Origin of the sequence: Phyllobacterium sp. YR531 (assembly GCF_000282595.1) — a bacterium.
GTDB lineage: Bacteria > Pseudomonadota > Alphaproteobacteria > Rhizobiales > Rhizobiaceae > Phyllobacterium.
Genome location: NZ_AKIZ01000016.1, coordinates 300,616 through 323,786, shown reverse-complemented (window position 1 = coordinate 323,786; position 23,171 = coordinate 300,616). Strand labels below are relative to the sequence as shown.

The window sequence follows — 23,171 nt, the reverse complement described above, 5'->3', positions numbered from 1 at the left end:
GCGCCAGAAACTGAAGCGGCCAAAAAATGCGGATTGGAACTTTTCAATGAAGATTGCGATGATCGGGACCGGATATGTTGGTCTGGTATCGGGAGTGTGCTTTGCCGAGTTCGGCTTTACAGTCACATGTGTTGATAAAAACCCGGCTATCGTCAAGCGTTTGCAGGCCGGTGAAGTCACGATTTTCGAACCAGGTCTGGATGAGCTGCTTGCACGCAATGCGCGCGATGGCCGTCTGACATTTACGACCGAGCTTGCCGAAACTGTTGCTGATGCCGACGTGATATTCGTCGCGGTGGGAACGCCCTCTAGACGTGGTGACGGTGAAGCAGACCTGCAGTATATCCATGCGGCAGCTGATGAAATTGCCGCTGCGATGAAGCCAAACGCTGTGGTGGTCATCAAATCGACAGTTGTCGTTGGAACGAACGCCGATGTGCGGGACCGCATTGCCAAGGCACGGCCCGGCGTTCCATTCTCGATGGTGTCCAATCCGGAATTTCTGCGCGAAGGTTCGGCCGTTGAAGACTTCCTGCGGCCGGACCGTGTTGTCGTCGGTGTGCATGATGATGCAGGTGCTGCTGCAATGAAGCGCGTCTATCGCCCGCTTTATCTGCGTGAGACGCCAATGATTGTCACGACGCTGGAAAATGCCGAGATCATCAAATATGCGGCCAATGCTTTTCTGGCGATGAAGGTGACCTTCATCAACGAGGTGGCCGATCTTTGCGAGAAGAGCGGCGGTAATGTGCAGGATGTCGCGCGCGCCATTGGCATGGACAACCGCATCGGCTCCAAGTTCCTGCATGCCGGTCCCGGCTTTGGCGGTTCGTGTTTCCCCAAGGACACGCGTGCTTATGCTGCGACAGGTCGCAAGATGAATGCACCTCAGACCCTGATTGAGCAGGTTGTCACTGTCAACGAACAGCGCAAGCGTTCAATGGCCGAGCGGATCGTTGAGGCTGCTAAAAAGAACGGTGCAAAATCAGTGGCGGTGCTGGGGATAGCATTCAAGCCCAATACGGATGATATTCGCGAGTCGCCGGCTTTGGATATCATTCCCGCCCTGCAGGATGCAGGGCTGACCGTGCGAGCCCATGATCCCGAGGCCCGCAGCGCAGCGGAACAGGTTCTGACGGACGTTACGTGGTGCAAATCAGCCTATGATGCGATTGAGGGCGCAGGCATTACGGTATTGCTGACTGAGTGGAATGCCTATCGTTCGCTCAATCTGAAGAAGGTTTCTGAACTGATGAGCGGGAATATTCTGTTCGATCTGCGGAACGTGTTCAACGAGCAGGAACTGGAAGGCTCCGGCCTGGAATACCACTCAATTGGACGGCCGCTTATTAAGTAAGTTATTGCTTACGTATCGTGGGTAAGCGCACGTTTTTCGTTGGCGATCAACCATAGATTACGCACATAGACAAACAGGCCAAAGCCTTGGCCTGCTATGAATACCGGATCTTTTCGAACGATGGCGTAAACGAAAAGGAGAGCGCCACCGAAAAGCGAGAAGAACCAGAACGCCACCGGCATTACGCTCTTCTTTGCTTTTTCCGAAGCGAGCCACTGGACAACGAAGCGCATTGTAAAACAGCCTTGAGCAAAAAAGCCCAGCAAAATCCAGGCGTCAAACTGTTCGATAAAAACCGTATGCAGCCAATTGGAAAACGCTTCAGCCATTGCTGATCTCCATACTTTTCGGGGAAGTTCCCTCTCGGGCGGGCTCAATAACACTGAATGAACCCGTACACCATCTGGTTTATGTGCGGTTGCGGAAATCACTCAATGTTTTTGCCGGAGTGATGGCTTCAGGATCAAGCCGGATTTCGATTATAGCGGGCTTGCCACTTTGCAATGCACGTTGCCAAGCTCCTTCAAAATCTTTGGTTGTTTCCACCGTTTCGCCGTGGCCACCATAGGCCTTTGCCAGCATTGCAAAATCGGGATTGGTCAAATCTGTGCCCGACACGCGCCCCGGATATTCTCGTTCCTGATGCATGCGGATTGTGCCGTAAATGCCATTGTTGATGACAAGAACAATGATAGGCAGGTTATATTTAACTGCCGTGGCGAAGTCCTGGCCGTTCATGAGAAAGCAGCCATCACCGGCAAAGCATACAACTGTCCGCTCCGGATGCAGCTGTTTTGCCGCCACAGCGGCGGGCAGGCCATACCCCATTGACCCTGATGTGGGAGCTGCCTGCGTTGCATAGCGCCGAAAACGATGGAAGCGATGCAGCCAGGTTGCATAGTTTCCCGCCCCGTTGGTCATGATCGCATCTTCGGGTAATACGGTTTCGAGGTATGACATAATTGGACCCATGGCGACTTTGCCGGGCCCGCTTTGCGGTGGTGTTGACCACGCAAGATACGACTTATGCGCCGCATCAGCTTCGCCCGGCCAATTTATATGTGACGGTGGAGCGAGATGTTCCACAGCCTCAGCAAAAGCATCCGGCGCAGAATTGATCGCAAGCACCGGTCGGTAAACTCGTCCCAGTTCGTTCGCATCCGGGTGCACATGGATCAACGTTTGTTTAGGGTAGGGGCTATCCATCAGCGTATAGCCGGATGATGGCATTTCGCCGAACCGTCCGCCTACGAGCAAAAGTACGTCAGCTTCTTTGACGCGCGCACCCAAGGTTGGGTTGATGCCGATTCCCACATCGCCTGCATAGTTGGGATGAAGATTGTCGAACAACATCTGGCGCCGGAAAGAACAGCCTACGGGAAGATGCCATTTTTCGGCAAAACGGGTGACCGAGTTGACTGCTTGAGCACTCCAGCGCGATCCGCCCAGTATCATGAATGGTTTGGACGCGCTTTGCAGTATGTCGGCAAGCTTTTCAATGCTGGCAGCAGATGGGCCGGTTTCAACCGGTTGCCAAGGCTGCGCAGTTACAGTTTCGACAACATCAGTGAGCATATCTTCCGGCAGGGCAAGGACAACAGGGCCAGGCCGCCCGGAAGTGGCGACAGAAAACGCGCGGGTCACAAATTCGGGAATACGCCGCGCGTCATCGATTTCTGCCACCCACTTTGCGGTGTCGGCAAAAAAGCGGCGGTATTCCACTTCCTGAAATGCCTCACGTTCCCGCGCTTCGCGCTGCACCTGCCCGATGAACAATATCATCGGAGTAGAATCCTGCATGGCAATATGTATGCCGGGAGAAGCGTTTGTCGCGCCCGGACCACGGGTAACGAAACAGATTCCAGGCTTTCCGGTAAGCTTGCCCCAAGCCTCGGCCATCATGGCTGCTCCGCCTTCCGCGCGGCAAATCGTTATGTTGATCTTTGCTCCGTAAAGCGCGTCCAGGACAGCCAGATAGCTTTCGCCCGGCACACAGAACAGCCGCTCCGCACCATTGGCGGCCAAAGCTTCAACGATCAATTCACCGCCCGTCTTCATTGGATGCGTCCTTCAGCTGTTGGAGAATATCGGCACTATGCTCTCCCAAACGGGGAGAGGGTCGCGTGTAGGTCAATGGCGTTTTCGACATGATGATGGGCGTGCGTACCGAGGGAATTGTGCTGCCATGAGGGTCTTCAAGGTCAAGCCGTAACTGACGCGCTACAATCTGTGGATCTTCGAACATCTCGCCGATCTTGTTGATTGGCCCTGCCGGTACTGCATTTGCCGCGCAGGCGTCCAGAAGCGCCTTGCGGGTTCTTTTCGATGTTTCGCCACTTATAAGGGCTGTTAGCAAAGCACGGTTTTCAAGCCGAGAGCGATTTGTCAGGAAGCGCTCGTCGCTTGCCCATTCGGAATGTTCTATAATCGAGCAGAACCGCGCGAATTGCCCATCATTGCCAACGGCGAGGATCAGGTGACCATCAGATGTTGGGACGACCTCATAAGGCGAGATATTCGGGTGTGCATTGCCCATTCGGTTCGGGCTTTTTCCCGTTGCCAGAAAGTTCATGGCCTGATTGGCCATCACAGCCGACTGTACGTCAAAAAGCGCCATGTCCACCATTTGACCTTCGCCGGTCTTGGCGGCGTGGGCAAGGGCGGCTTGAATTGCGATAACTGAATAAAGCCCCGTAAAAACGTCGGCTACGGCCAGCCCAACTTTCTGAGGCTGCCCTGCAGGATCACCGGTCACAGACATTAAGCCAGACATGCCTTGAATGATAAAGTCGTAGCCTGCCTGCGCCGCATAAGGGCCGGTCTGGCCGAAACCGGTTATGGAGCAATAGACAAGTCGCGGGTTTTCGGCACTCAGGCTTGCATAGTCCAGGCCATATTTTGCCAGTCCGCCTACTTTGAAGTTCTCAAGTACGACATCAGCGGTCCGGCAGAGCGCCTTAACAGTTTCCTGTCCCTGTGTAGTGGTGAAATCGACCGTAATGGAACGCTTGCCACGATTGCAGGAATGAAAATAAGCAGCGGAAAGGTTTTCGCCTTCTTTGCTGGTAATGAAGGGTGGTCCCCACCCACGTGTCTCGTCGCCGCCAGACGGGTTTTCGACCTTGATAACATCAGCGCCAAGATCGGCGAGAACCTGACCAGCCCAAGGCCCCGCCAGCACGCGTGCAAGTTCAATAACGCGAATGCCTTTAAGTGGAGCATCCCCTATAGCCTCAGTCATGGCTTACCTTGGATATTGTGTGGATGGCCCAATCGGAGAACTCACTCATGATAAGATCACGATTGATTTCGTTTAAACCTTCATGCCGGGTATCTGCATAGATTTTGGTCGTGACATTGTTAAAGCCGAGCTTTTGCATTCTATGTTCCAGATCTTTTACGGAAGTGCCTTGAACGGTAGCTGGGTCTTTGGCTCCGCCCACCAGATTGATCGGCAGATTGCGACGCAGTTTCCCGAGTAGTTTATCGTCGGCTCCGGTGAACACCAGATCAAAGGTATCCCGCCACATGCTCACGGTTGGACTCCAGCCGCAAAACGGGTCGTTGACGTAGAGATCGACTTCGATTGGATCGCGGGACAGCCAATCGAAATCAGTCCTGGGATTAACAACGCTTCGGTTCCATTCCCGGAATGTCAGTTTGGGCAAAAGCATGCTTGGGACATCAGATCCCAAGAACATGCGTTCGGTGAGCAAAATGCCTTGCGCAAGCCTGCCCAGTATTCCGCCCGAAAAATTTGCATTCCAGATGGCTGCCGCGTCAACTTTACTTTGGTGTTTCAACACGTAGTTGAGAGTTATAAGCCCGCCAAGAGAATGTCCAAAAATGATGAGAGGCAGATCAGGGTGGCGCTGGCGAACGTAATCATTAATGGCATCAACATCGTTCAGTACAGCATCCATGCCGTCCTTCGCTGCGAATCGCCCCGCAGGCGCATCTGGTGCTTTTGTCAGCCCATGGCCGCGGTGATCATGGGCATAAACGTAAAAGCCCAACTCGCTCAAATGCTCGGCAAACCGACTGTAGCGCTTGGAATGCTCAGCCAATCCATGGTTTATTTGAACAATTGCGCGAGGTTCCGTTTTTGCGGGCATATGGCGCACTGCGATTGCAGTTCCATTGGGGGTAGCTAAAATTTCCGGTGTATCAAATATCATGGCGAACCTGTTTATGCAGGTATCAATTGAGAACGTGCCGCAAAATTAGTCAACGCAGAAAACAATCTGCAAAATACCCTTAATTTTGGAATATTCTGCACAATATTTAGTCAGCTAGATTGCCATGCAATTTTATTTTGCAAAACCCCTTGCAAACCTCTTAAACTTGCCGCAGAACTTCAAACCTGAAGCACATTAGTTCACGATTATTACAATTGTTAGTGCATCGCGAACCAGATGATGTTGTTGCAGTGACGAAACGAGTTTCGTCCAGGTCAGTTTACATGGCCGTTACTGGGGAGAAGAGGACGCTTCCCGTTGCGGCACCAGAGGGGAAACCGGGTGACGGAAATATCCGCGCCCGGTTTCGCTCGTTTTACGCAGGTCGAAATTCAAAGGCATCCATTGCCACAGCTAAGCCTTTCGCCTACATACGGCGCAAATTCATTCAAAAGAAATCCCGAGCATCGGAGTGACGCGCGTTATGGCACGCCAATTCATCTATCACATGTCCGGCCTGAACAAGGCATATGGAACCAAGAAGGTTCTTGAAAACATCCACCTGTCTTTCTATCCGGATGCCAAGATTGGTATTCTCGGTCCGAACGGTGCTGGTAAGTCGACGATCCTCAAGATCATGGCCGGAATGGACAAGGAATATACAGGCGAAGCCTGGCTAGCAGAAGGCGCGACGGTTGGTTATCTGGCGCAGGAGCCTGCCCTTGATCCGGATAAGGATGTCATGGGCAATGTCATGGAAGGTGTTGCCAGCAAGAAAGCAATCTTGGATCGCTACAACGAATTGATGATGAATTATTCTGACGAGACCGCCGATGAAGGCGCGAAGTTGCAGGATATTATTGATGCGCAAAACCTATGGGATCTTGAATCACAGGTCGAAATGGCGATGGAAGCGCTTCGTTGCCCGCCCGGTGATAGCGAAGTTACGAAACTCTCCGGTGGTGAGCGCCGCCGTGTCGCTCTTTGCCGCCTGCTACTCTCGCAGCCTGATTTGCTGCTTCTCGACGAGCCAACCAACCATTTGGATGCAGAGACGACCGCCTGGCTGGAAAAATATCTGCGTGAATACAAAGGCTCCGTATTGCTCATCACGCATGATCGCTACTTCCTCGACAATGTAACCGGCTGGATTCTCGAGCTCGATCGGGGCCGTGGCATTCCTTATGAGGGCAATTATTCGGCTTATCTGGGTGCTAAAGCCAAGCGCATGCTTCAGGAAGGCCGGGAAGATGATTCCCGCCAGAAGGCGCTTGAGCGCGAGCGCGAGTGGATTTCCGCAAGCCCTAAGGCGCGTCAGGCAAAGTCGAAGGCCCGTATTAAGGCCTACGATGCTTTGGTGGATGCTGCCAACAATCAACGTCCCGGCGACGCACAGATTCTGATCCCGGCAGGCGAGCGTCTCGGTCAGGTCGTTATTGAGGCGGAAAACCTCACCAAGTCTTTTGGTGATCGAGTCTTGATTGAAAACCTGACTTTCAAACTGCCACCCGGGGGCATTGTCGGTATTATTGGTCCTAACGGTGCCGGTAAGACTACTTTGTTCAAGATGATCACAGGACAGGAAAAGCCCGATTCAGGCTCAATCCGGGTCGGTGAGACAGTTAATCTCGGATATGTCGACCAGAGCCGCGATCACCTGAAGGCTGACAAGAACGTCTGGGAAGAGATTTCCGGCGGTACTGACATCATCAAGCTTGGCAAGCATGAGATGAATTCCCGTGCATATGTATCCGCTTTTAATTTCAAGGGTACAGATCAGCAGCAGAAGGTGGGCAATCTATCCGGTGGTCAGCGCAATCGTGTTCATCTGGCCAAGATGCTGCAGGCCGGTGGCAACGTTCTGCTTCTCGACGAACCGACAAACGATCTTGATACGGAAACTCTGGCAGCTCTTGAGGATGCTTTGGAAAAGTATGCTGGCTGCGCAGTTATCATCAGCCATGATCGCATGTTCCTTGATCGCCTCGCGACACATATCCTCGCATTTGAAGGTGACAGCCATGTTGAATGGTTTGAGGGCAACTTTGAAGACTATGAGAATGACAAAATCCGCCGCCTCGGCCCGGACAGTGTCAATCCCAAGCGTCCAAGCTACAAGCCTTTGACCCGTTAATCGCATGGGAGAGCTGAAAGGCTCTCCCATCACTCATATTGACACTGGTATCAGACATATTTGCTGGTTTTAGTGAGCCGTTTTTCTATTATTGATATTAAAACTATCCGGAGCCAATTATGTCTGACCTGTTCGGCAATCAAGACCAAATACTGCCATCGCGTAAAATCAGCGGGCGTGTAAATGGGCTTTTTGAGGCGCTCGAGAATGACTTTGTCACGACTCCAACCAATTCGCTGGAGCTGACATTTGATGGCATCACCGGCGATTTCCATGCCGGTCCTACCCGTAAATCGGGTGGTCGCGAGCCGTGGTATCCCCGTGGGACGGAGATGCGCAATGAGCGCCATCTGTCTATCCTGGGCACAGACGAGCTTGAGGAAGTTGCTGCCGGTATGGGTTTGCCCGAACTTAAAGCTGAGTGGATTGGTGGCAATATGGTGATATCCGGTATCCCGTCGCTCTCCATGCTGCCGCCTAGGTCGCTGATGTTTTTCGAAGGTGGCGTTACACTGAAAGTCGATGGGCAGAATGCGCCGTGCAAGATTGCCGGTCGTTCGATCGCTGCGCATGCTGGCACATCCGACGAGACGACAACAGCGCTGGATTTTGTGCGCGTATCCAAAAGGTCTCGCGGTATTGTTGCGTGGGTTGAGAAGCCAGGCATCATACGTGCCGGTGAAAAAGTCGACATCCGTATTCCGGAACAATGGATTTATAGAGTTTAAGGCTTGCGCGAAACGTTGTTTCGTGGCGAATAGGATTGAGGTCCGGTGCCAGCAATTTTGAAGATTGCGGAGAATCGGGAAGCCGGTGAAAGTCCGGCACGTGCCCAACGCTGTATAGGGGATGATCCGCGCATTATGTCACAGTAGCCGAAAGGCTACCGGAAGGCGCGCGGTTCAGTTGAACCTGAGTCAGAAGACCGGCCGGACCCTATAGCCCAAATCGCGCGGACGGCGGCGAGGGTTTCAAGCGTTGTTGGGAGCAAGCAATGCAAGGGTTTTTGCAAGGTCCGGTCCAGGCTGCCGACTTTTCTGAGGATGAGCGAGCTGCCGTTTATAAAGCAATTTATAATCGGCGTGATGTCCGCGATCAGTTTTTGGCTAAACCCGTGGACGAGGACGTTCTGATGCGGTTGCTTGATGCTGCGCATCACGCACCGTCTGTCGGCTTCATGCAGCCTTGGAACTTCATAACGATTAGGGATGTCGCACGCAAAAAGCAGGTCCACCACGCTTTTACCAAAGCCAATCAGGAAGCATTGGCCTTGTTCAAAGACGAACGGCAAGCGCTATACGCTTCTTTGAAACTGGAAGGCATTCTGAAAGCCCCTGTCAATTTATGCATAACTTGTGATCGTACCCGCGGCGGAAAAGTTGTGCTTGGCCGTACTCATAACCAGCAGATGGATATCTACAGCACAGTGTGTGCAGTCCAGAATCTGTGGCTTGCCGCCCGTGCGGAAGGCATTGGGGTGGGGTGGGTGAGCATCTATCACGATGCGGATATGCGCCGAATACTGGGCATTCCTGAGCATGTCGAAATCATTGCATATTTGTGCCTTGGCTATATTGAAGAGCTCTTTGACGAGCCAGAACTGGAGAAAAAAGGCTGGCGCAAAAGAATTCCGCTGGAGAATCTAATTTTCGAAGAGGGTTGGGGTGCCGTTAGCTCTTGTCTTCCTCGTCAGGATCTAGAAGGCGCGTTGCCCGCCATTCCGTCAATTTGCGATTGATTGCATCCAGTACAAAAAAACGTGCTGATTCCTTATCGTACCCTTCGTCGCGCAGCGCATCATAATCGGTGTGTTGATGCCGCACATGAGCGACGGCTGCAAGCCAGACAGCAATGGGCGGTGGTAACGTCCTCATGTGGGGCGCGCCTGCAGCTGCACGTATCGGTTCCGAATCCGAATAGGGAACAGCAGGCAAAAGCAGTGTCAGCGCTTTGTTGATTGAACGCTGACGGTTTGTTCCTGCGCTCATTGAGCTTCCTCTTGTGCGATTCTGTCGCCTATTTCAGACGCGGCAGAAATTGTCGTCAATGGCAAAAAACTCTTGCCAAATGATGCGTCATGACATAAACATATCTTTATATCTTTTGAGGATTGGTTATGGAACGGCACAATCTTAATCTGGACCTGATGGTTGATACATTGAAAGCGGCGGCTGAGCCTAGCCGGTTGCGCATTCTTGCTCTGCTGTCGCGTGGCGATCTGACCGTTTCTGATCTTACCTCCATTTTGGGTCAGTCCCAGCCTCGCGTTTCACGCCACCTGAAACTGCTGTTTGAAGCAAGCCTTATCAATCGCTATCAAGAGGGTTCTTGGGCTTACTTCCGCTTGGCGGAATCCCTGATTGTAGGAGATATTGCCCGTTCCCTGCTGGATCGCCTGGATTGCTCCGATCCTCTGCTGGAACGTGATCTTGAGCGCCTCTCTTCCGTGAAGTTGCAGCGCCGTGAACGTGCAGCAGCCTATTTCAGTGCAAATGCCTCAAGCTGGGACGCCATACGCTCGCTGCATGTTCCTGACGGTGCTGTTGAAGAGGCTCTGACCAAAATTGTCGGCACGCGACCATTTCAGGCAATGCTTGATGTGGGGACAGGTACCGGGCGTCTGCTTGAGCTTTTTGCGCCACTATATGTTCGTGGTGTCGGTATCGATATCAATCGCGACATGTTGACGATTGCCCGTTCCAATCTTGAAAAGTCGGGTGTTGCCAATGCGCAAGTTCGTCAGGGTGATGTTTATTCATTGCCGGTTGACAGGGAAACCTTCGATCTTGTGACAGTTCATCAGGTGCTGCACTTCCTTGATAATCCGGCTGAAGCCATTCGTGAAGCGGCCCGAGCCTTACGGCCTTCAGGCCGAATGTTGATCGTTGATTTTGCACCGCACGAGCTTGAGTTTCTGCGCGACAGGCATGCCCATCTGCGCCTTGGTTTTCATGATGGACAGATAAAGGACTGGCTGACAGAAGCCGGTCTGACTCTGGAACAGAGCATGGAATTGCAGCCTAAAGATAAAGACAAGCTGACTGTTAAATTGTGGCTGGCACGCGACCCACGCCTGCTTATTGCCGATCCCGTTTCAACCTCCCGCGTTACGGAGAGTGTCTAATGAGTTTTTTCCGCCAATCCCGCCGTGCCGATCTTGGTAATAATATCCGGGTCTCGTTCGAGTTTTTTCCACCAAAGACTGAGGTTATGGAAGAGCGCCTTTGGGAGACCGTAACGCGTCTGGCTCCGCTTAATCCGGAGTTTGTCTCGGTTACCTATGGGGCAGGTGGCTCTACCCGTGAGCGAACAGCCCGCACCATCAAGCGCATTCTCACTGAAACGGATGTGAATGCGGCGGCACACCTGACTTGCGTCGATGCGACGAAAGAAGAGGTCGACACAGTAGTGCGTGAGTTTGCTGCTATGGGTGTTAATCGCTTTGTTGCCCTGCGTGGTGATCCTGCGAGCGGCGTCGGCGCACATTACAAGCCGACTCCTGGTGGCTATGAGAATGGTGCAGAACTTGTTGCAGGACTGAAAGCCTTTGCGGATTTCGATATTTCGGTCTCGGCTTATCCGGAAAAACACCCCGAAAGCCCAGATTTCGCTACCGATATCGACATGCTCAAGCGCAAGGTCGATAATGGTGCGACAAGAGCCATAACGCAGTTCTTTTTCGAGAATGATCAGTATGAGCGTTATGTCGAAAAGGTTCGCCGTGCTGGGATATATATTCCGATTTTACCGGGAATATTGCCTATTCACAACTTCACGCAGGTGACGAACTTCTGCTCCAAGGCTGGTACACATATACCCGCATGGCTTGCTGAGCGGTTCGACGGATTGCAAAATGATGAGCAGACCCATGCGCTGGTTGCCTCTGCTGTTGCAGCGGAGCAGGTGCTGGATCTGGTAGAGCGCGGTGTGCAGGACTTCCACTTCTATACGATGAACCGGGCTGATCTAGCGTTTGCCATCTGCCACCTGATCGGTATTCGGCCCGACAATGGCGCGCTGCAGCCAAATCTGGCCGGTGCCGCTGCCTGATACTCGTTTAAAGGTGAAACGGCCCGGTTGCTTTAACCGGGCCGTTTCATTTTGTTTCATCGCTTAACGGTCAGAGACCATCTCCGTAGCGCTCATATTTCAATTCAAGGTATCAGTCCTACGACCATTGCACCAATAAATGCGAACGCTGCACAGATCATAAGGACATTCATCGATCGAGTTAGTCCCATCGCTTGTCTCCTGCAGTTAACCCACATAACATAGCGCAAAATCGCCACAGAAAAAGCCCAAATATTACCGGCTTATGACAAAGGGCGTAGAATTTTTTTCCACTAAAATGGTAAGTTTTTGAAAGTACACGCATTTAGCCTTTAAAAAATATCGAAAAAATTAGAAAAATTATGGATATGCGGTAAAATTTTGCAGTGCGTCAAAATTATCGCTTTTGTTGTGCAGGCAGGCTTTTGCCACATTTTGGACAGGATTAAGCCTCGGTATTTCGGGCTAAGTATTGAAATTTTATGACAATTCTATCTTCTTTGCCCTCTCAACATCGCTAGGAGACGCCCGTCGATAATCAGAAGACCGAGAGCGATGAGCGCCATCCCCATAATGTCCTGAGCTGCAAGCGTCTCACCGAGAAAAATCGTTCCAAGCAGCACTGCGCTTACCGGGACAATCAAGGTGACGAGCGAGGCATTAGTTGCTCCAGATGCCTTAACAATCGAGAAAAAGAGTATATAGGCAAAAGCCGTTGACAAGATGGCAAGTCCAAAAATGGCTGACCATATCGTTGGTGCAATCGACAGGTTTGGAAGACCGTCATAAAGCAATACGACCGGGATCATGACTATCGTCGATGCGGTCAATTGGCCGGTAGCCGTGACAGTTGGTGGTATGCCTTTGAAACGCTTGGCCAGAATACTGGCAAATGCATAGGAAAGTGTGGCTACAATCACAGCGATCTCTGCCCAGAGCGGACCACCCAAACCTGTAAGGATACCCGGTCCTATCATCACGACGATTCCGGCAATGCCTAAAATTATGCCGCCAAGCTTGGCAGGGGTGACCTTTTCGTCCGCCGTCAGGATGGTCGCCAATATCACGGTCCAAATCGGTGTTGTTGCATTGAAAATCGACGCAAGGCCAGCTCCAAGGGCTGTTTGACCGATAAAAAGCAATGAGAAAGGAATGACATTGTTCAGGAGGCCGAGACCAGCGAAGCCAATCGCATGTTGGCGGTAATCCCAGAATTTAATACCTCTGCCGGCAAGGTAGACATGCAGTGCCAAAGCAGCGATAAAAACACGAAAAAGGACCAGGGTAAGCGGTGGCACAACCTGAACTGCAATCCTGGCAAAGAAGAAAGATCCTCCCCAGATTGCTCCCAATAGCAGCAGTTGAAACCACACGAATCCTGTCATGGAGAGTGGCAAAGGTACTTTGGTTTCCGCAGCCGACATGAGTGGAGACTCCGAGGTTTAACAGCACATGGCAAACCATTAGGCTTTTTAATCTGAGTCGCCACCCGATTCTTGCGATAGAACGCGACTTTCATCCGTCACTTTCCCTTGCTAAGAGTTTGGAATGACGCAAAACACACAGATGCAACGATTCGCTACCGCCCGTGATGCAGCGCTTGAATTGCGCCCGGATCAACCGGTTTACTGCTTCCGGCCTCAGGTTCTCGTCGAAGACGCACACAACTTCATGAAAATGTTTCCCGGGGAAACGGCTTACGCAGTCAAGACCAATGGTGAAAACCTTGTGCTGGAAACGCTGGCGCGCAATGGCATCAACACATTTGACGTTGCTTCGCCGGGTGAGTTTGCCGCCGTTCGAAAAGTCGCCCCGAATGGGCATATGCTCTATATGCATCCAATCAAAGCTCAGTCGGATATTCGCCTGGCGCTTGAAACCTATGGCATCCGCATCCTAGCGGTGGATCACGAAGATGAAATCGCCAAGGTGACCCGTATTGTGCGGGCCTTGGATATCGACCCGGGAAGCATCACCCTCTATGTGAGATTGCAAACAAAAGGGCATGCCGCCTACGAGCTTTCAAAAAAGTTCGGTGCCGCTCCAGCGCATGCAGTGGAACTGCTGCAGCGTTCGGAAAAGATCGGCTACAAGGTCGGGTTGTGCTTCCATGTTGGCAGCCAGATTGACGACCCTGATACATATGAGCGGGCATTGCGCGCCGCAGACTGGGTTAGGAACCGGGCTGGTGTGACATTGGCGGGGCTCGACGTCGGTGGTGGTTTTCCCGCCGAATACGGCCACGATCCAAAGCGCAAGCAGGTTGAAATGCCATCGCTGGGCCAACTGATGTCGCGCTTGCGCGGTGATATCAATGAATATGGCTTTGGCGATTTGCCACTGGTGGCCGAGCCGGGGCGGGTGATTGTTGCGCGAGCCTTTTCCCTCATTGTCCGTGTGCTGCTGCGCAAGGGCAGGCGGCTCTACATCAATGATGGTATCTGGGCGTCACTGTCCGATTCGTGGACCGGCAAGATCACGCTACCGGCCCGTTTCATTCCTGATCCGGCCAAAAAGCACCGGAATGGCAATCCGGAGACAATTGTGCCGTTTCGTGTCTGCGGCGCAACGTGCGATTCCGTCGATATCCTATCCCGCCCGTTCTGGTTGCCAGAGACTGTGGATACGGGCGACTGGATCGAGATTGGCAATATTGGCGCTTATTCCTTATCGCTGCGCACCCGCTTTAACGGTTTCTACCCGGACACATTTGTCGAAGTAGAAACGCCGTTTGATGCTGGTGGACGCCCGGAAGGGTTTGCTTCGCTGGAAACGATGGAATACGCTTCGCAGGAATTATAGCTTGTTGAGCAGTTCCGGCGTTGGCCAGGAATCGGCAGGAAGACCAAGTCGCATCTGTTCTTCACGAACTGCGTCACGCGTCAAAATACCGAATACGCCATCAATCTTTGGGCCCATATCGTGACCGCGAGAGGCAAGCTTGTTTTGCAGATCTTTCATCTGTTCCGGAGTTAGTCCCTGTTCGGGGGTTGTCTGCTCCAGTGGACCTGCACCGGCAAGGCGCGTGGCAAAATATGCCGCTGTGGTCGCATAGATGATGGATTTATTCCACTCGACGAATATGTCGAAATTGGAATAGGACAGAAATGCCGGACCTTTACGACCCATTGGCAGCAGCAACGATGCGTCGCCATCATCAGGGCCAAGCGGACCTTTAAGGCCGGTTACGCCCCATTCGGCCCATTTTGAGTGCGGCAGGCGATTGGTGCGGATCGCGTTTTCCCATGGAAGTTCTTTTGTAAGCTTGACCTCTTCAAGCCAGGGCTCGCCCTTGCGCCAGCCAAGATCACGCATTACCCGTGCAGCGGTCATGATTGCGTCTGGTGATGAGCCCTTCAGGTCAACCTTGCCATCGCCATCGCCATCCACACCGCGCTCCAGATAATCCGTTGGTAGCATTTGCATCTGGCCAATTTCACCAGCCCAAGCGCCAGTCGTCTTGGCATCCACAACGCCACTATCGAAAAGCTTGAGCAATGCGATCAACTGTGGGCGGAAAAGCTCTGGCCTGCGGCAGTCAAAGGACAGTGTAAGAAGCGCATTAAGCGTATCGAAATCGCCTTGAACGGCGCCAAAATCTGTTTCAAGCCCCCAAAAAGCAGAGATGACAGGGCCGGGTACGCCATATTCCGCTTCAGCCTTGGCAAAGGTATCGGCATATTTTTTCAGGTTGGCAGCGCCCTGCTTGAGCCGGTAGTCAGCAACCATTCTCGACGAAAATGTCAGAAAGGTCTGGCTGAACACGCCTTGCGCGCGGTCTCGTTCAAGTACTTTGTCATCCATCGAGGCTTTGAAGAGCTCGCTTATACCTTTATCGCTGACGCCTGCGGCCTTTGCTTCGGCAATCAGGCCATTGAACCATGGTTCAAGTTCCCCGCCGCAGGCCGGCTTTGCTACAACAGGGGCTGCAGGCGCGACCTGATCCAGAGCTTGGGCACTGGAAACGGCAAACAGACTGGCAGCGATGGCGATCGATAGTTTATTCATAGGAAATCTCGTTGAATGACGGGCGTGCCAACGGCACGCGCACTTTCCCTGCCTAATGCACGATATTGCCGTCTAGGTGAAGTCACAGAATAGAGAGAAAGCCAGGGAGTAGAGCTTTATCGCACCTTGTTGCGCACCAGCCACTGTTTCCAGGCGCTTTCGCTTCCGGCAAAGACATTGATATCCGCATCACCGCGAATACCGGGAATGCCGCCTGTGCCTGTGTACTGCCAGAACGTCCATGGATGCGGGCCGTATTTCTCATCAGGGTGGCCTGCAACCGAGCGGAGCCAGAAAGGATAGTTGGCGAGCTGACGCAGGTCATTATCATCAAAGAAATCTACAGTCGTGTAGATAATCGGGCGCTTGCCGTAGTGACGCTCGACCATTTCCATGAAGGTGCGCATTTCGCTGCGGACAATCGCAGCATTGGGGCGCAATTTGCATGTTGGTGAAGCTGAATTCCATTCCATATCGATTACAGGCGGTAGTGCACCCGGATCATTTGGCACGTTTCGGATAAACCAGCGGGCCTGATCTGCTGCCGAGCGGCAGAAATAGTAGAAGTGATAGGCACCTCTCGGCACGCCGGCCGCTCTTGCTGCTGCCCAGTTTTCGGCAAAGCGATCGTCAACCCGGTCGCCGCCTTCGGTAGCCTTGATGAAGGCAAAGGATATGCGGTTGGAGCGAACAGTCTGCCAATCTATTGTGGACTGATATTTCGAAACATCGGTGCCATGAACAGGATAATGCCACGGCGTTTTGCCAGTCCAATCGTGTGGATCACTATCCCCATAGCGCGGCGCGCTGACCTTGCCGCTTGGAGCGGCCATTTGCCCGGATGCAACAGGTTTCTTCGCATCCTGAAAGTTGTAATCGACGGTGGTACAGCCGGTTAAAAGAAGTGTCATCAAAGCGGCTGCAAGGCGTTTCATATAAGATTTTCCGCGGCTGGATCATTGGTCGGCATGTGGCGCAGCCTTACAGATGCACCATTATGCTTAACAGATCATGAGTAGCCGCGCAGGCACACATAAAATTGAAGTCTATGTGCTTTTCCGGCGTATTGTTGTTATCCAGGAAAACCCGCGATAAAGCCTTTGCTTGTGTACTGTGGCATTGTTCTTTGCAGCCACGACTTCCGCCACATCGAACAATTCGTTGCGCGGTGTCACATGATACCAATCCAACCAAGTATAAAGCGCTTTTCTTGCAATGAGCGGCAGATCGGCCAGATCACCAAAGTCAACAATGTGGAGAGAGCCGTTGGGTGCAAGATGGCTGACTGCCTCGTGCACGACGGTTTGCCATTGTGGGATCATCGAAACAGCATAGGAGATAAAAATCCGATCAAAATGTCGCCGCGTGAACAACGCTTGCGGATCAAACGCAGCTGCGTCGGCATAGGCGAGGTGAACACGTTTGCCGAGACCGGCAGCATCTATTTTCTTGTGTGCCGTCGCCAGCATTTCGTTCGAAATATCAATGCCGTAAAGCAATGTTTTGGGATAGGTGTCGCCGGTCAAAATCAGGTTTCGGCCAGTGCCGCATCCGATCTCAAGAATAGAACCCCGTTCCGGCGGATTGAGGCCAGCAATCATGGGGTCGCGGCCTAGCAGGTAATATTTACGCGTCGCGTCGTAAAAGTGGCGTTGATGGCGATAAACGCGATCCATGAGAGGACCATGTTCAATCTTGGTAAACATGATTCAATCCTTGAGCGTGTAAAGATGGAACCCGCCATATATGGAAGAGCGGTCGCGAGCGTGAAACTTTTGCGATAGTTCTTCCTGATATTCCCAGCGGTCAAGCAAAGTGTCCTCAACACGACCCGGTAAAAGGGATGGTTCGGCAGCAGTGCGGAAAATCACTCGTGCCCCGGAGGCGGCTGTGCGGGTGATCTCGCTCCAAAGCTCATTGAGCTGTGTGTCGTTCATCCAGTCCTGCGCATCCAGCAGGATAAAGCGGTCGACTGAATTTGCGGGCTTTGCGCTCAGAAATTCCGTGTAGGACGCATTAACGACGCTCATTCGGCCAGCGCGCTCACGCACCGAAGCAAAGTTATTCCGGGAAAGATAAGGCGGTAAAGGTCCGGTTTCAGCATCGTCGCTATAGCCACGTCCAAAGGCTTGCCAGGCAAAATAATTCTCTGACAGGGGAAAGCCGCAGGCGAGTTTCTCAAGACGACCTCGCAAAACCTTTGCCATATCGCCGTTTCCGGCAGTAGCAAGCGCATCATATTGTTGCGGCGGAATACCAAGTCCGAAAAGCGAGGATTTCCGGGTCGTTGCCCAGCGGATCATGCGTTTGTCAAAGAGTGGGGCGAGGGCAGTGTCGAAATAAACCCGCTGTTCAGCCAGTGTCGACGCTTTCAGAATATCTCGCGGATCAATGCCATAAAACTTGGCTATGCGATGGCCCATGCCGATGAACACACCCAGCAAGCCATGACGATAAAGATCACGCGAGAAAATAGTGATCCGCCGCCGCCCGGAAAGCATTCTTTTTTCCCAATAGGAGCGACTGGTCTCATCAAGATGCGGCTGGATAAAACGTTCATATGCTCGCAGATTGGCCTTGCTGTCCGCCGTCCCATAGAAGCGATAAAAGGCATCGTAGTTGGGAAGATTTACGACCGCTGCAAGCTTTAGGCGGTTGAATGCCACATGGGCAGTGTTCAAATCGACAGCTTCCACACTTTCGGGGTTAGCCGTCAGGTAAGACATTGCGTTGCAGCCACCAGATGCAATCGTTACGATCCGGTGGCCCGAGCGAATTTGCAACGCTTCCATATCAACTTCAGGGTCTTCCCAGATTTGCGGATAGACCAGCCCTTTGAATAGGTGAGCAAACAATCTTTCGGAGAGTCCAGCGCGCGACAAAAGACTGTTTTGCCGGACGGCGCTATTCAGCTTCTCATTGTTAGTATTCGAGCGAGGGAGCGGCGTATTTGCAGACTGTCGAGCAACTGGCATCCAAACGAATCCCCTTTATTGGAAATTCCTGCTCGCCTAGCACCCGGATGTAACAAACCGGTGACGCGTCCATGACGTAATGGATGAAGATCATGACAATTTGATTCAAATTTTAACTATAAGCATTTGGTTCATGAATCAAAAATGTCTTGGCTATCTCTAAGTACCGTTCATTGCTTCGGTGCCTCTGTGCGCACCACTACCGACATGCCCGGTGCTAGATACTGTGCAAGGTCTTGGCCCTGATCGACCGATATACGCACAGATATGCGTTGTGCGACCTTGGTAAAGTTTCCGGTTGCGTTATCGGGCTTCAGCACGCTGAACTCGGAGCCAGCAGCAGGTGCAAATCGTTCCACCTTGCCTGTCAGTCTTTTGCGGTTGAGAGCATCGACCGTGAAACTGACAGGCTGGCCAAGTGTGATGTTGCTGAGCTGTGTTTCCTTGAAGTTGGCAATGATCCAGATATCGCTGGGTACAATCGCCATCAATTGCGTTCCTGCGCTGACATATTGCCCCAACTTGACTCCCACCTCACCAAGCGTACCGTCCCGTGGCGCAACGATTTTCGTGTTCGACAGGTCAATGCCCGCAAGCTCAACCGCTGCATTCGCGCCGGCGACAGCTGCTTCAAGGGAGCCTCGGCTGACTTTGATTGTCTCAAGATCCTGATGGGATACTTCAAGTGCTGCCTTTGCCTGCGTTACTGAGGCCTGAGCTTGCTCCAATGCTGTTTCGCTTTGTTCGGCATCGCTTTTTGTCAGTACGCCTTGGCGGGCCAAAGGTTCGATACGCGCCCAATTTGCCTGCGCGCGCCTTAATACGGCTTCGGCACTGTCGAGTTGCGCCTGACTTGAACCAATGCGGGCTTCGGCAGCACGCTGCTGCTGCGTTGAATTGTCGAGAGCAGCCTGCTGGCTGGCAAGTGTCGCTTTGGCCTGATCGAGCTTTTGCGAATAGATGCGGTCATCAATTTTTGCCAGAAGTTGCCCCTGCTTGACCTTGTTGTAATCCTGTACGGGAACGTCAACAATGTAACCATTCAATTGCGGGCTTATGAGCGTAACATAACCCTTTACATAAGCGTTTTCCGTTATCTCGACGTCACTTTGAAATGGCGGCAGCCTCCACGAGTAAAGAACGAGGACGAGCCCGGCAATTCCAACAAGAATGGCAATAATCGTGGCAGAGTGGCGCATATATTTTGACATTATTTTATCAACTCGTTTGAACGGCGAGGGATGGCTCCCGGCTGCGCAAAATTGCGCGCAGAGAGACGTGCGTTAAAAGGATAATAAGCGCGAATAGAGAAATACCCGCTATCAGCAGAAATGCATCATTATAGGCAAGGATATTGGCTTCCCGCGTTGTCTGTTGCGATAGCAAGGCTATGCCTTCGGCATTCAACAAAGCGCTATCGGTGATCAAGCGACTATACCCACCAGTCAATTGGGTAATCCTCTGCACAACAAGTGGATCAGAAAGCACTATGCTTTCTGCCAGAATATTGGAGTGGAATTTTTCGCGCATCGTAATGAACGTGCCGAAAACCGCCTGCCCGAATAGCCCGCCAAGACTCTGCGTGGCCAGAAACACGATAATGAAACTCAAAATGTAATTGGGCCCACGCTTCAGTGCAGAACTCAGCCCCACCGACATGGCTGGAGGCAAAAACAGGGCAGTGGCAGCGGCAATGCAGGCCTGACTGGCATACATTTGCGCAGGGCGTGTCAGGTTCGTTGATTGACTGTCCATATATGATCCGACGATCAGAAGGATCAAGGCAACTGCATGGATTGCAGGCACGCGTTCCGGCGTCATCACCGCGGCACATGAGAGTCCGGCCACGACCATGGCAATCATCGATACAATGTAGATCATGCTGATCTGGTCATTCAACAGACCAAGATTTTGGAAGAAATTATTGGCAACGGTGGATTGTTCTGAAACCACGAGCCTGAAAAGCAGGATCGTACCGGCAAAATGTACAACCTCCTTGCTGGCGATCCAGCGAATGTCGAGCAGTGGTTTCTCGCGATTCAATTCGATAATGACCGCGGCTGTGATGGTTGTGACAGCTACCGCGAGCAGCATACCCAGCCACGGAGCCTCGAACCACCAATAGAGCCGGCCGGTAACAAGCGTTACCGCCGTGCACCCAAAACCCACTGCGATCAAAAGATAGCTGACGATATCCAGTTTTTCGATAACTTTAGCCCTTGGTATTGGCGTCAGCGGCAGAAGGTAAATGACGCCGAATGCAATGAGAGCAAGTGAAATTTCGAATGTGTAAAGCCCGCCCCATTGACCAATATCCAACAAAGTGGGGGAAAGCAGACGCGCTAATGGTGATGCGAGTGATATATTGGTGAGCACGATACATACGGCGATGGTCAACTTGCGGGAAGGCGGGAAAGCTTCCAGCGCATAAAGGAAAGCGAGGCTTGATAGTGGAGCTGCAGCGATGCCGCTGACAAAGCGAATAATGATCGCCGATTGCAAATCAGTAACAACCAGATGCAACAGCGATACGAGTACGAAAATCGCAAGACTCAGCTGCGCGAAATTTCGCAACCCATATTGATTTCTGATCTTGATAAGTGCAATCGACAGGCTGACATTCGGAGCCATATAGGCAGCAACAAGCCATGTGGTTTCCGTGTTTGTTGCACCCAGATAGCCCTGAATCTGCTGGATATTGGTGGCGATCAAGTTCATTCCCAGCCCTTGCGTCATGGAGAGCAAAGTTGACGCGCCAATATAGGCTGCCGAGCGAAGCGGATGCATCCGAACGGGAGCGGCAGGTGCTGGTGGGTCGGTTTTGATCGGGTTGTAACCGACAAATTCAGCTTCGGGAATCATCGCAACTCAGTCCCTCCCGTCGAGTTCGCCGATATTGCTGTTGATTGACTGAAGGACATCAATTGTCTTCTGCAAATCCTCATCCCCGATACCGGCCAGAACGTCAGCACGAAGTTTCTGAGCGAGGTGATTGACCTTTTTGGCCAGCGTCCTTCCAGTCGGTGTTATGTGGATTTCCTTGGCGCGCCGGTCGCCTTCCGCCTCTTTGCGCTGAATGAAACCCTGACCTTCCAGACCATCAAGCAGGCGCACCATGGTTGGTGTTTCTATATCCAGTTCTTCCGCCAGCTCTTTCTGGTTGAGGACTTCCAGCCTGTCCAACAGCATCAATGTTCGTGCCCGAGCCTGTGTCAGGCCTAGCTCTTTCACACGCGAATCAAAATGTGTGCGCAGCTTTCTGCTGGCTCTGCTCAATTCGTCCACGAAAATGAAATGCAAACCGCGATGTGCCATAAGGTAGCCATGTAATAAGTAGGTTGCTAATTATTAACACGCGATATAACTTCAATTGAGCTTGTTATCAAGGTCAGGAGCGCTTTTTAACGAAAGTCGAGACGTAGAAGCTCATCTGTATAAGACTGTCCGTTAATACGCAAAGCATCCTTCTCTACGCCGAAAACCGTAAACCCCAAGCCCAGATATAGTGTTCGCGCAGAAATATTCGCAGCCATAACCGTGGCGTGCAATGTGTCGACATGTTCCCGGGCGTAGTCGATAACTGCTTGTGTGAGTCGTTTGCCCAGCTGATGTCCGCGCCATTGTTCATCGACATAGACACCCCATAACAGACCCTTGTGCCTTTGCTTGGTTTTGGGATTTCCGGCAAAGCCCGCAACGCCAACCAGTTCTTGTCCGGAAAATGCGCCGAAAACGGCGTTTGGCCTGGTATCAAGGCGGCGATGAATCTCGCTTATGGGGAGATCAACCTCTTCTTCGAAGCTCGAACCGAATGCTTCCGGCATGGTCTTCAATCCGCGCAGGCGCAATTCCTGGAAAATTTCTGCATCTTTGCTGTCCAGTATACGGATCAGGATATTCATGCGGCCACCTCCACAATGTTGCATATTCTTGACAGAGAAATGACGAATGCCGCCATGTTTACAAAGAGATATCCACATAAGAGTTGATCGAAAATGAAAACAGAACTCCATTCTGCCTTATTTCAGATAGAGTGGATTCGAGGGGCCACTTGAGTACCTAGGAGAGGATTAAACTTATGAAGAACAAACTTGTTATCGCTATGGCAACCGTCTCGCTTTTGGCATTGGCCGGTTGCGGCGAAAGTGAGCAGAAGTCTGAGCAGGCACCAGCCACCACTGAAGCGCCTGCACCTGCGCCAGCGCCAGCACCAGCCCCTACGGCAGTTGAACCGGCAAAGCCAATGACTGCTGAAGATGCTATGAAGACCATCAAAGAGCAGGCTGCAACAATGACAGCTGAGCAAAAGCAGCTGGCTATCGAAACTGGCCGTAAGGCGGCTGAAGACGCAGCGAAAGCTGCCGGACAGACAGCCGACCAGATCAAGGCGGCCGCCGATGCAGCCGAAAAAGCCATCAAGGATGCGCTCGGCGTTCAATAAAATTTAATCAGCAGGTACGGCAGGCCAT

The 23,171-nt window shown here is 52.2% G+C and carries 22 protein-coding genes and 1 riboswitch; of the genes, 8 read left to right on the top strand and 14 right to left on the bottom strand.

The window, feature by feature from the left end:
- Positions 1–46: 46 nt before the first annotated feature.
- On the top strand, positions 47–1,357 hold the full coding sequence (locus PMI41_RS08680; RefSeq protein ID WP_008123832.1) for a UDP-glucose/GDP-mannose dehydrogenase family protein: 1,311 nt from the start codon (positions 47–49) through the stop codon (positions 1,355–1,357).
- Positions 1,358–1,365: 8 nt separating this feature from the next.
- Here PMI41_RS08680 and PMI41_RS08675 read toward each other — a convergent pair whose 3' ends face one another.
- From PMI41_RS08675 to PMI41_RS08660, 4 genes are all read right to left on the bottom strand, one after another.
- Positions 1,366–1,686 carry a lipid-A-disaccharide synthase N-terminal domain-containing protein gene (locus tag PMI41_RS08675; protein WP_008123830.1) on the bottom strand — a complete coding sequence of 107 codons (321 nt, stop codon included), beginning with the start codon at positions 1,684–1,686 and terminating at the stop codon, positions 1,366–1,368.
- Between the two features lie 79 nt (positions 1,687–1,765).
- A complete protein-coding gene (locus PMI41_RS08670) occupies positions 1,766–3,415 on the bottom strand; it encodes a thiamine pyrophosphate-binding protein (RefSeq protein ID WP_008123827.1) in 1,650 nt (549 codons plus the stop codon).
- On the bottom strand, positions 3,399–4,598 hold the full coding sequence (locus tag PMI41_RS08665; protein ID WP_008123826.1) for a CaiB/BaiF CoA-transferase family protein: 1,200 nt from the start codon (positions 4,596–4,598) through the stop codon (positions 3,399–3,401). Before PMI41_RS08665 ends, PMI41_RS08670 begins: the two co-directional genes overlap by 17 nt.
- Positions 4,591–5,535, bottom strand: coding sequence for an alpha/beta hydrolase (locus PMI41_RS08660; RefSeq protein WP_008123824.1), 945 nt, complete (start codon positions 5,533–5,535; stop codon positions 4,591–4,593). Before PMI41_RS08660 ends, PMI41_RS08665 begins: the two co-directional genes overlap by 8 nt.
- 484 nt (positions 5,536–6,019) lie before the next feature.
- On the opposite strand from PMI41_RS08660, the gene ettA reads away from it, so the two are divergent.
- The 3 genes from ettA (at position 6,020) to bluB (ending at position 9,407) form a co-directional block, all read left to right on the top strand.
- On the top strand, positions 6,020–7,669 hold the full coding sequence (gene ettA, locus PMI41_RS08655; protein WP_008123823.1) for an energy-dependent translational throttle protein EttA: 1,650 nt from the start codon (positions 6,020–6,022) through the stop codon (positions 7,667–7,669).
- A gap of 119 nt (positions 7,670–7,788) precedes the next feature.
- Complete coding sequence (locus PMI41_RS08650) at positions 7,789–8,397, top strand: molybdenum cofactor sulfurase (protein ID WP_008123822.1); 609 nt, start codon at positions 7,789–7,791, stop codon at positions 8,395–8,397.
- 26 nt (positions 8,398–8,423) lie between these two features.
- A riboswitch (cobalamin riboswitch) is annotated at positions 8,424–8,618 on the top strand.
- 45 nt (positions 8,619–8,663) lie between these two features.
- Positions 8,664–9,407, top strand: coding sequence for a 5,6-dimethylbenzimidazole synthase (bluB, locus tag PMI41_RS08645; RefSeq protein WP_008123821.1), 744 nt, complete (start codon positions 8,664–8,666; stop codon positions 9,405–9,407).
- On the opposite strand, the gene PMI41_RS08640 is transcribed toward bluB, so the two are convergent.
- A complete protein-coding gene (locus PMI41_RS08640) occupies positions 9,340–9,657 on the bottom strand; it encodes a DUF2293 domain-containing protein (RefSeq protein ID WP_008123820.1) in 318 nt (105 codons plus the stop codon). The genes bluB and PMI41_RS08640 overlap by 68 nt on opposite strands.
- A gap of 128 nt (positions 9,658–9,785) precedes the next feature.
- On the opposite strand from PMI41_RS08640, the gene PMI41_RS08635 reads away from it, so the two are divergent.
- Together PMI41_RS08635 and metF are read left to right on the top strand one after the other, a co-directional pair.
- Positions 9,786–10,793 (top strand): metalloregulator ArsR/SmtB family transcription factor, encoded by a 1,008-nt coding sequence (locus tag PMI41_RS08635; RefSeq protein WP_008123819.1) that lies wholly within the window; start codon positions 9,786–9,788, stop codon positions 10,791–10,793.
- A complete protein-coding gene (metF, locus tag PMI41_RS08630) occupies positions 10,793–11,719 on the top strand; it encodes a methylenetetrahydrofolate reductase [NAD(P)H] (protein ID WP_008123818.1) in 927 nt (308 codons plus the stop codon). The genes PMI41_RS08635 and metF overlap by 1 nt, the downstream gene beginning before the upstream one ends.
- A gap of 491 nt (positions 11,720–12,210) precedes the next feature.
- Here the strand turns inward: metF and PMI41_RS08625 are convergent, their stop codons facing one another.
- The gene (locus PMI41_RS08625) at positions 12,211–13,143 is read right to left on the bottom strand and encodes a DMT family transporter (protein ID WP_008123817.1); all 933 of its coding nucleotides are present in this window, start codon (positions 13,141–13,143) and stop codon (positions 12,211–12,213) included.
- Positions 13,144–13,285: 142 nt separating this feature from the next.
- On the opposite strand from PMI41_RS08625, the gene PMI41_RS08620 reads away from it, so the two are divergent.
- Positions 13,286–14,521 carry an alanine racemase gene (locus tag PMI41_RS08620; RefSeq protein WP_040854159.1) on the top strand — a complete coding sequence of 412 codons (1,236 nt, stop codon included), beginning with the start codon at positions 13,286–13,288 and terminating at the stop codon, positions 14,519–14,521.
- Here PMI41_RS08620 and PMI41_RS08615 read toward each other — a convergent pair.
- The 8 genes from PMI41_RS08615 to PMI41_RS08580 all read right to left on the bottom strand — a co-directional run bounded on the left by PMI41_RS08615 (position 14,516) and on the right by PMI41_RS08580 (position 22,604).
- Positions 14,516–15,727 carry a lytic murein transglycosylase gene (locus tag PMI41_RS08615; RefSeq protein ID WP_008123815.1) on the bottom strand — a complete coding sequence of 404 codons (1,212 nt, stop codon included), beginning with the start codon at positions 15,725–15,727 and terminating at the stop codon, positions 14,516–14,518. The genes PMI41_RS08620 and PMI41_RS08615 overlap by 6 nt on opposite strands.
- 116 nt (positions 15,728–15,843) lie before the next feature.
- Complete coding sequence (locus PMI41_RS08610; RefSeq protein ID WP_008123814.1) at positions 15,844–16,662, bottom strand: GH25 family lysozyme; 819 nt, start codon at positions 16,660–16,662, stop codon at positions 15,844–15,846.
- A gap of 111 nt (positions 16,663–16,773) precedes the next feature.
- Positions 16,774–17,433, bottom strand: coding sequence for a class I SAM-dependent methyltransferase (locus PMI41_RS08605; protein WP_008123813.1), 660 nt, complete (start codon positions 17,431–17,433; stop codon positions 16,774–16,776).
- Between the two features lie 3 nt (positions 17,434–17,436).
- Positions 17,437–18,702, bottom strand: a complete 1,266-nt coding sequence (locus tag PMI41_RS08600) for a DUF3419 family protein (RefSeq protein WP_008123811.1) — start codon at positions 18,700–18,702, stop codon at positions 17,437–17,439.
- A gap of 170 nt (positions 18,703–18,872) precedes the next feature.
- Positions 18,873–19,913: an HlyD family secretion protein gene (locus PMI41_RS08595; RefSeq protein ID WP_008123809.1), complete on the bottom strand. Its 1,041-nt coding sequence runs from the start codon at positions 19,911–19,913 to the stop codon at positions 18,873–18,875.
- A gap of 7 nt (positions 19,914–19,920) precedes the next feature.
- The gene (locus tag PMI41_RS08590; protein WP_040854375.1) at positions 19,921–21,489 is read right to left on the bottom strand and encodes an MFS transporter; all 1,569 of its coding nucleotides are present in this window, start codon (positions 21,487–21,489) and stop codon (positions 19,921–19,923) included.
- Between the two features lie 81 nt (positions 21,490–21,570).
- Positions 21,571–22,017 (bottom strand): MarR family transcriptional regulator, encoded by a 447-nt coding sequence (locus PMI41_RS08585; protein ID WP_008123805.1) that lies wholly within the window; start codon positions 22,015–22,017, stop codon positions 21,571–21,573.
- An 86-nt stretch (positions 22,018–22,103) separates the two neighbouring features.
- Positions 22,104–22,604, bottom strand: coding sequence for a GNAT family N-acetyltransferase (locus PMI41_RS08580; RefSeq protein ID WP_008123804.1), 501 nt, complete (start codon positions 22,602–22,604; stop codon positions 22,104–22,106).
- Positions 22,605–22,780: 176 nt separating this feature from the next.
- On the opposite strand from PMI41_RS08580, the gene PMI41_RS08575 reads away from it, so the two are divergent.
- Positions 22,781–23,143, top strand: coding sequence for a hypothetical protein (locus PMI41_RS08575; protein WP_008123802.1), 363 nt, complete (start codon positions 22,781–22,783; stop codon positions 23,141–23,143).
- The last annotated feature ends 28 nt before the right edge of the window (positions 23,144–23,171 follow it).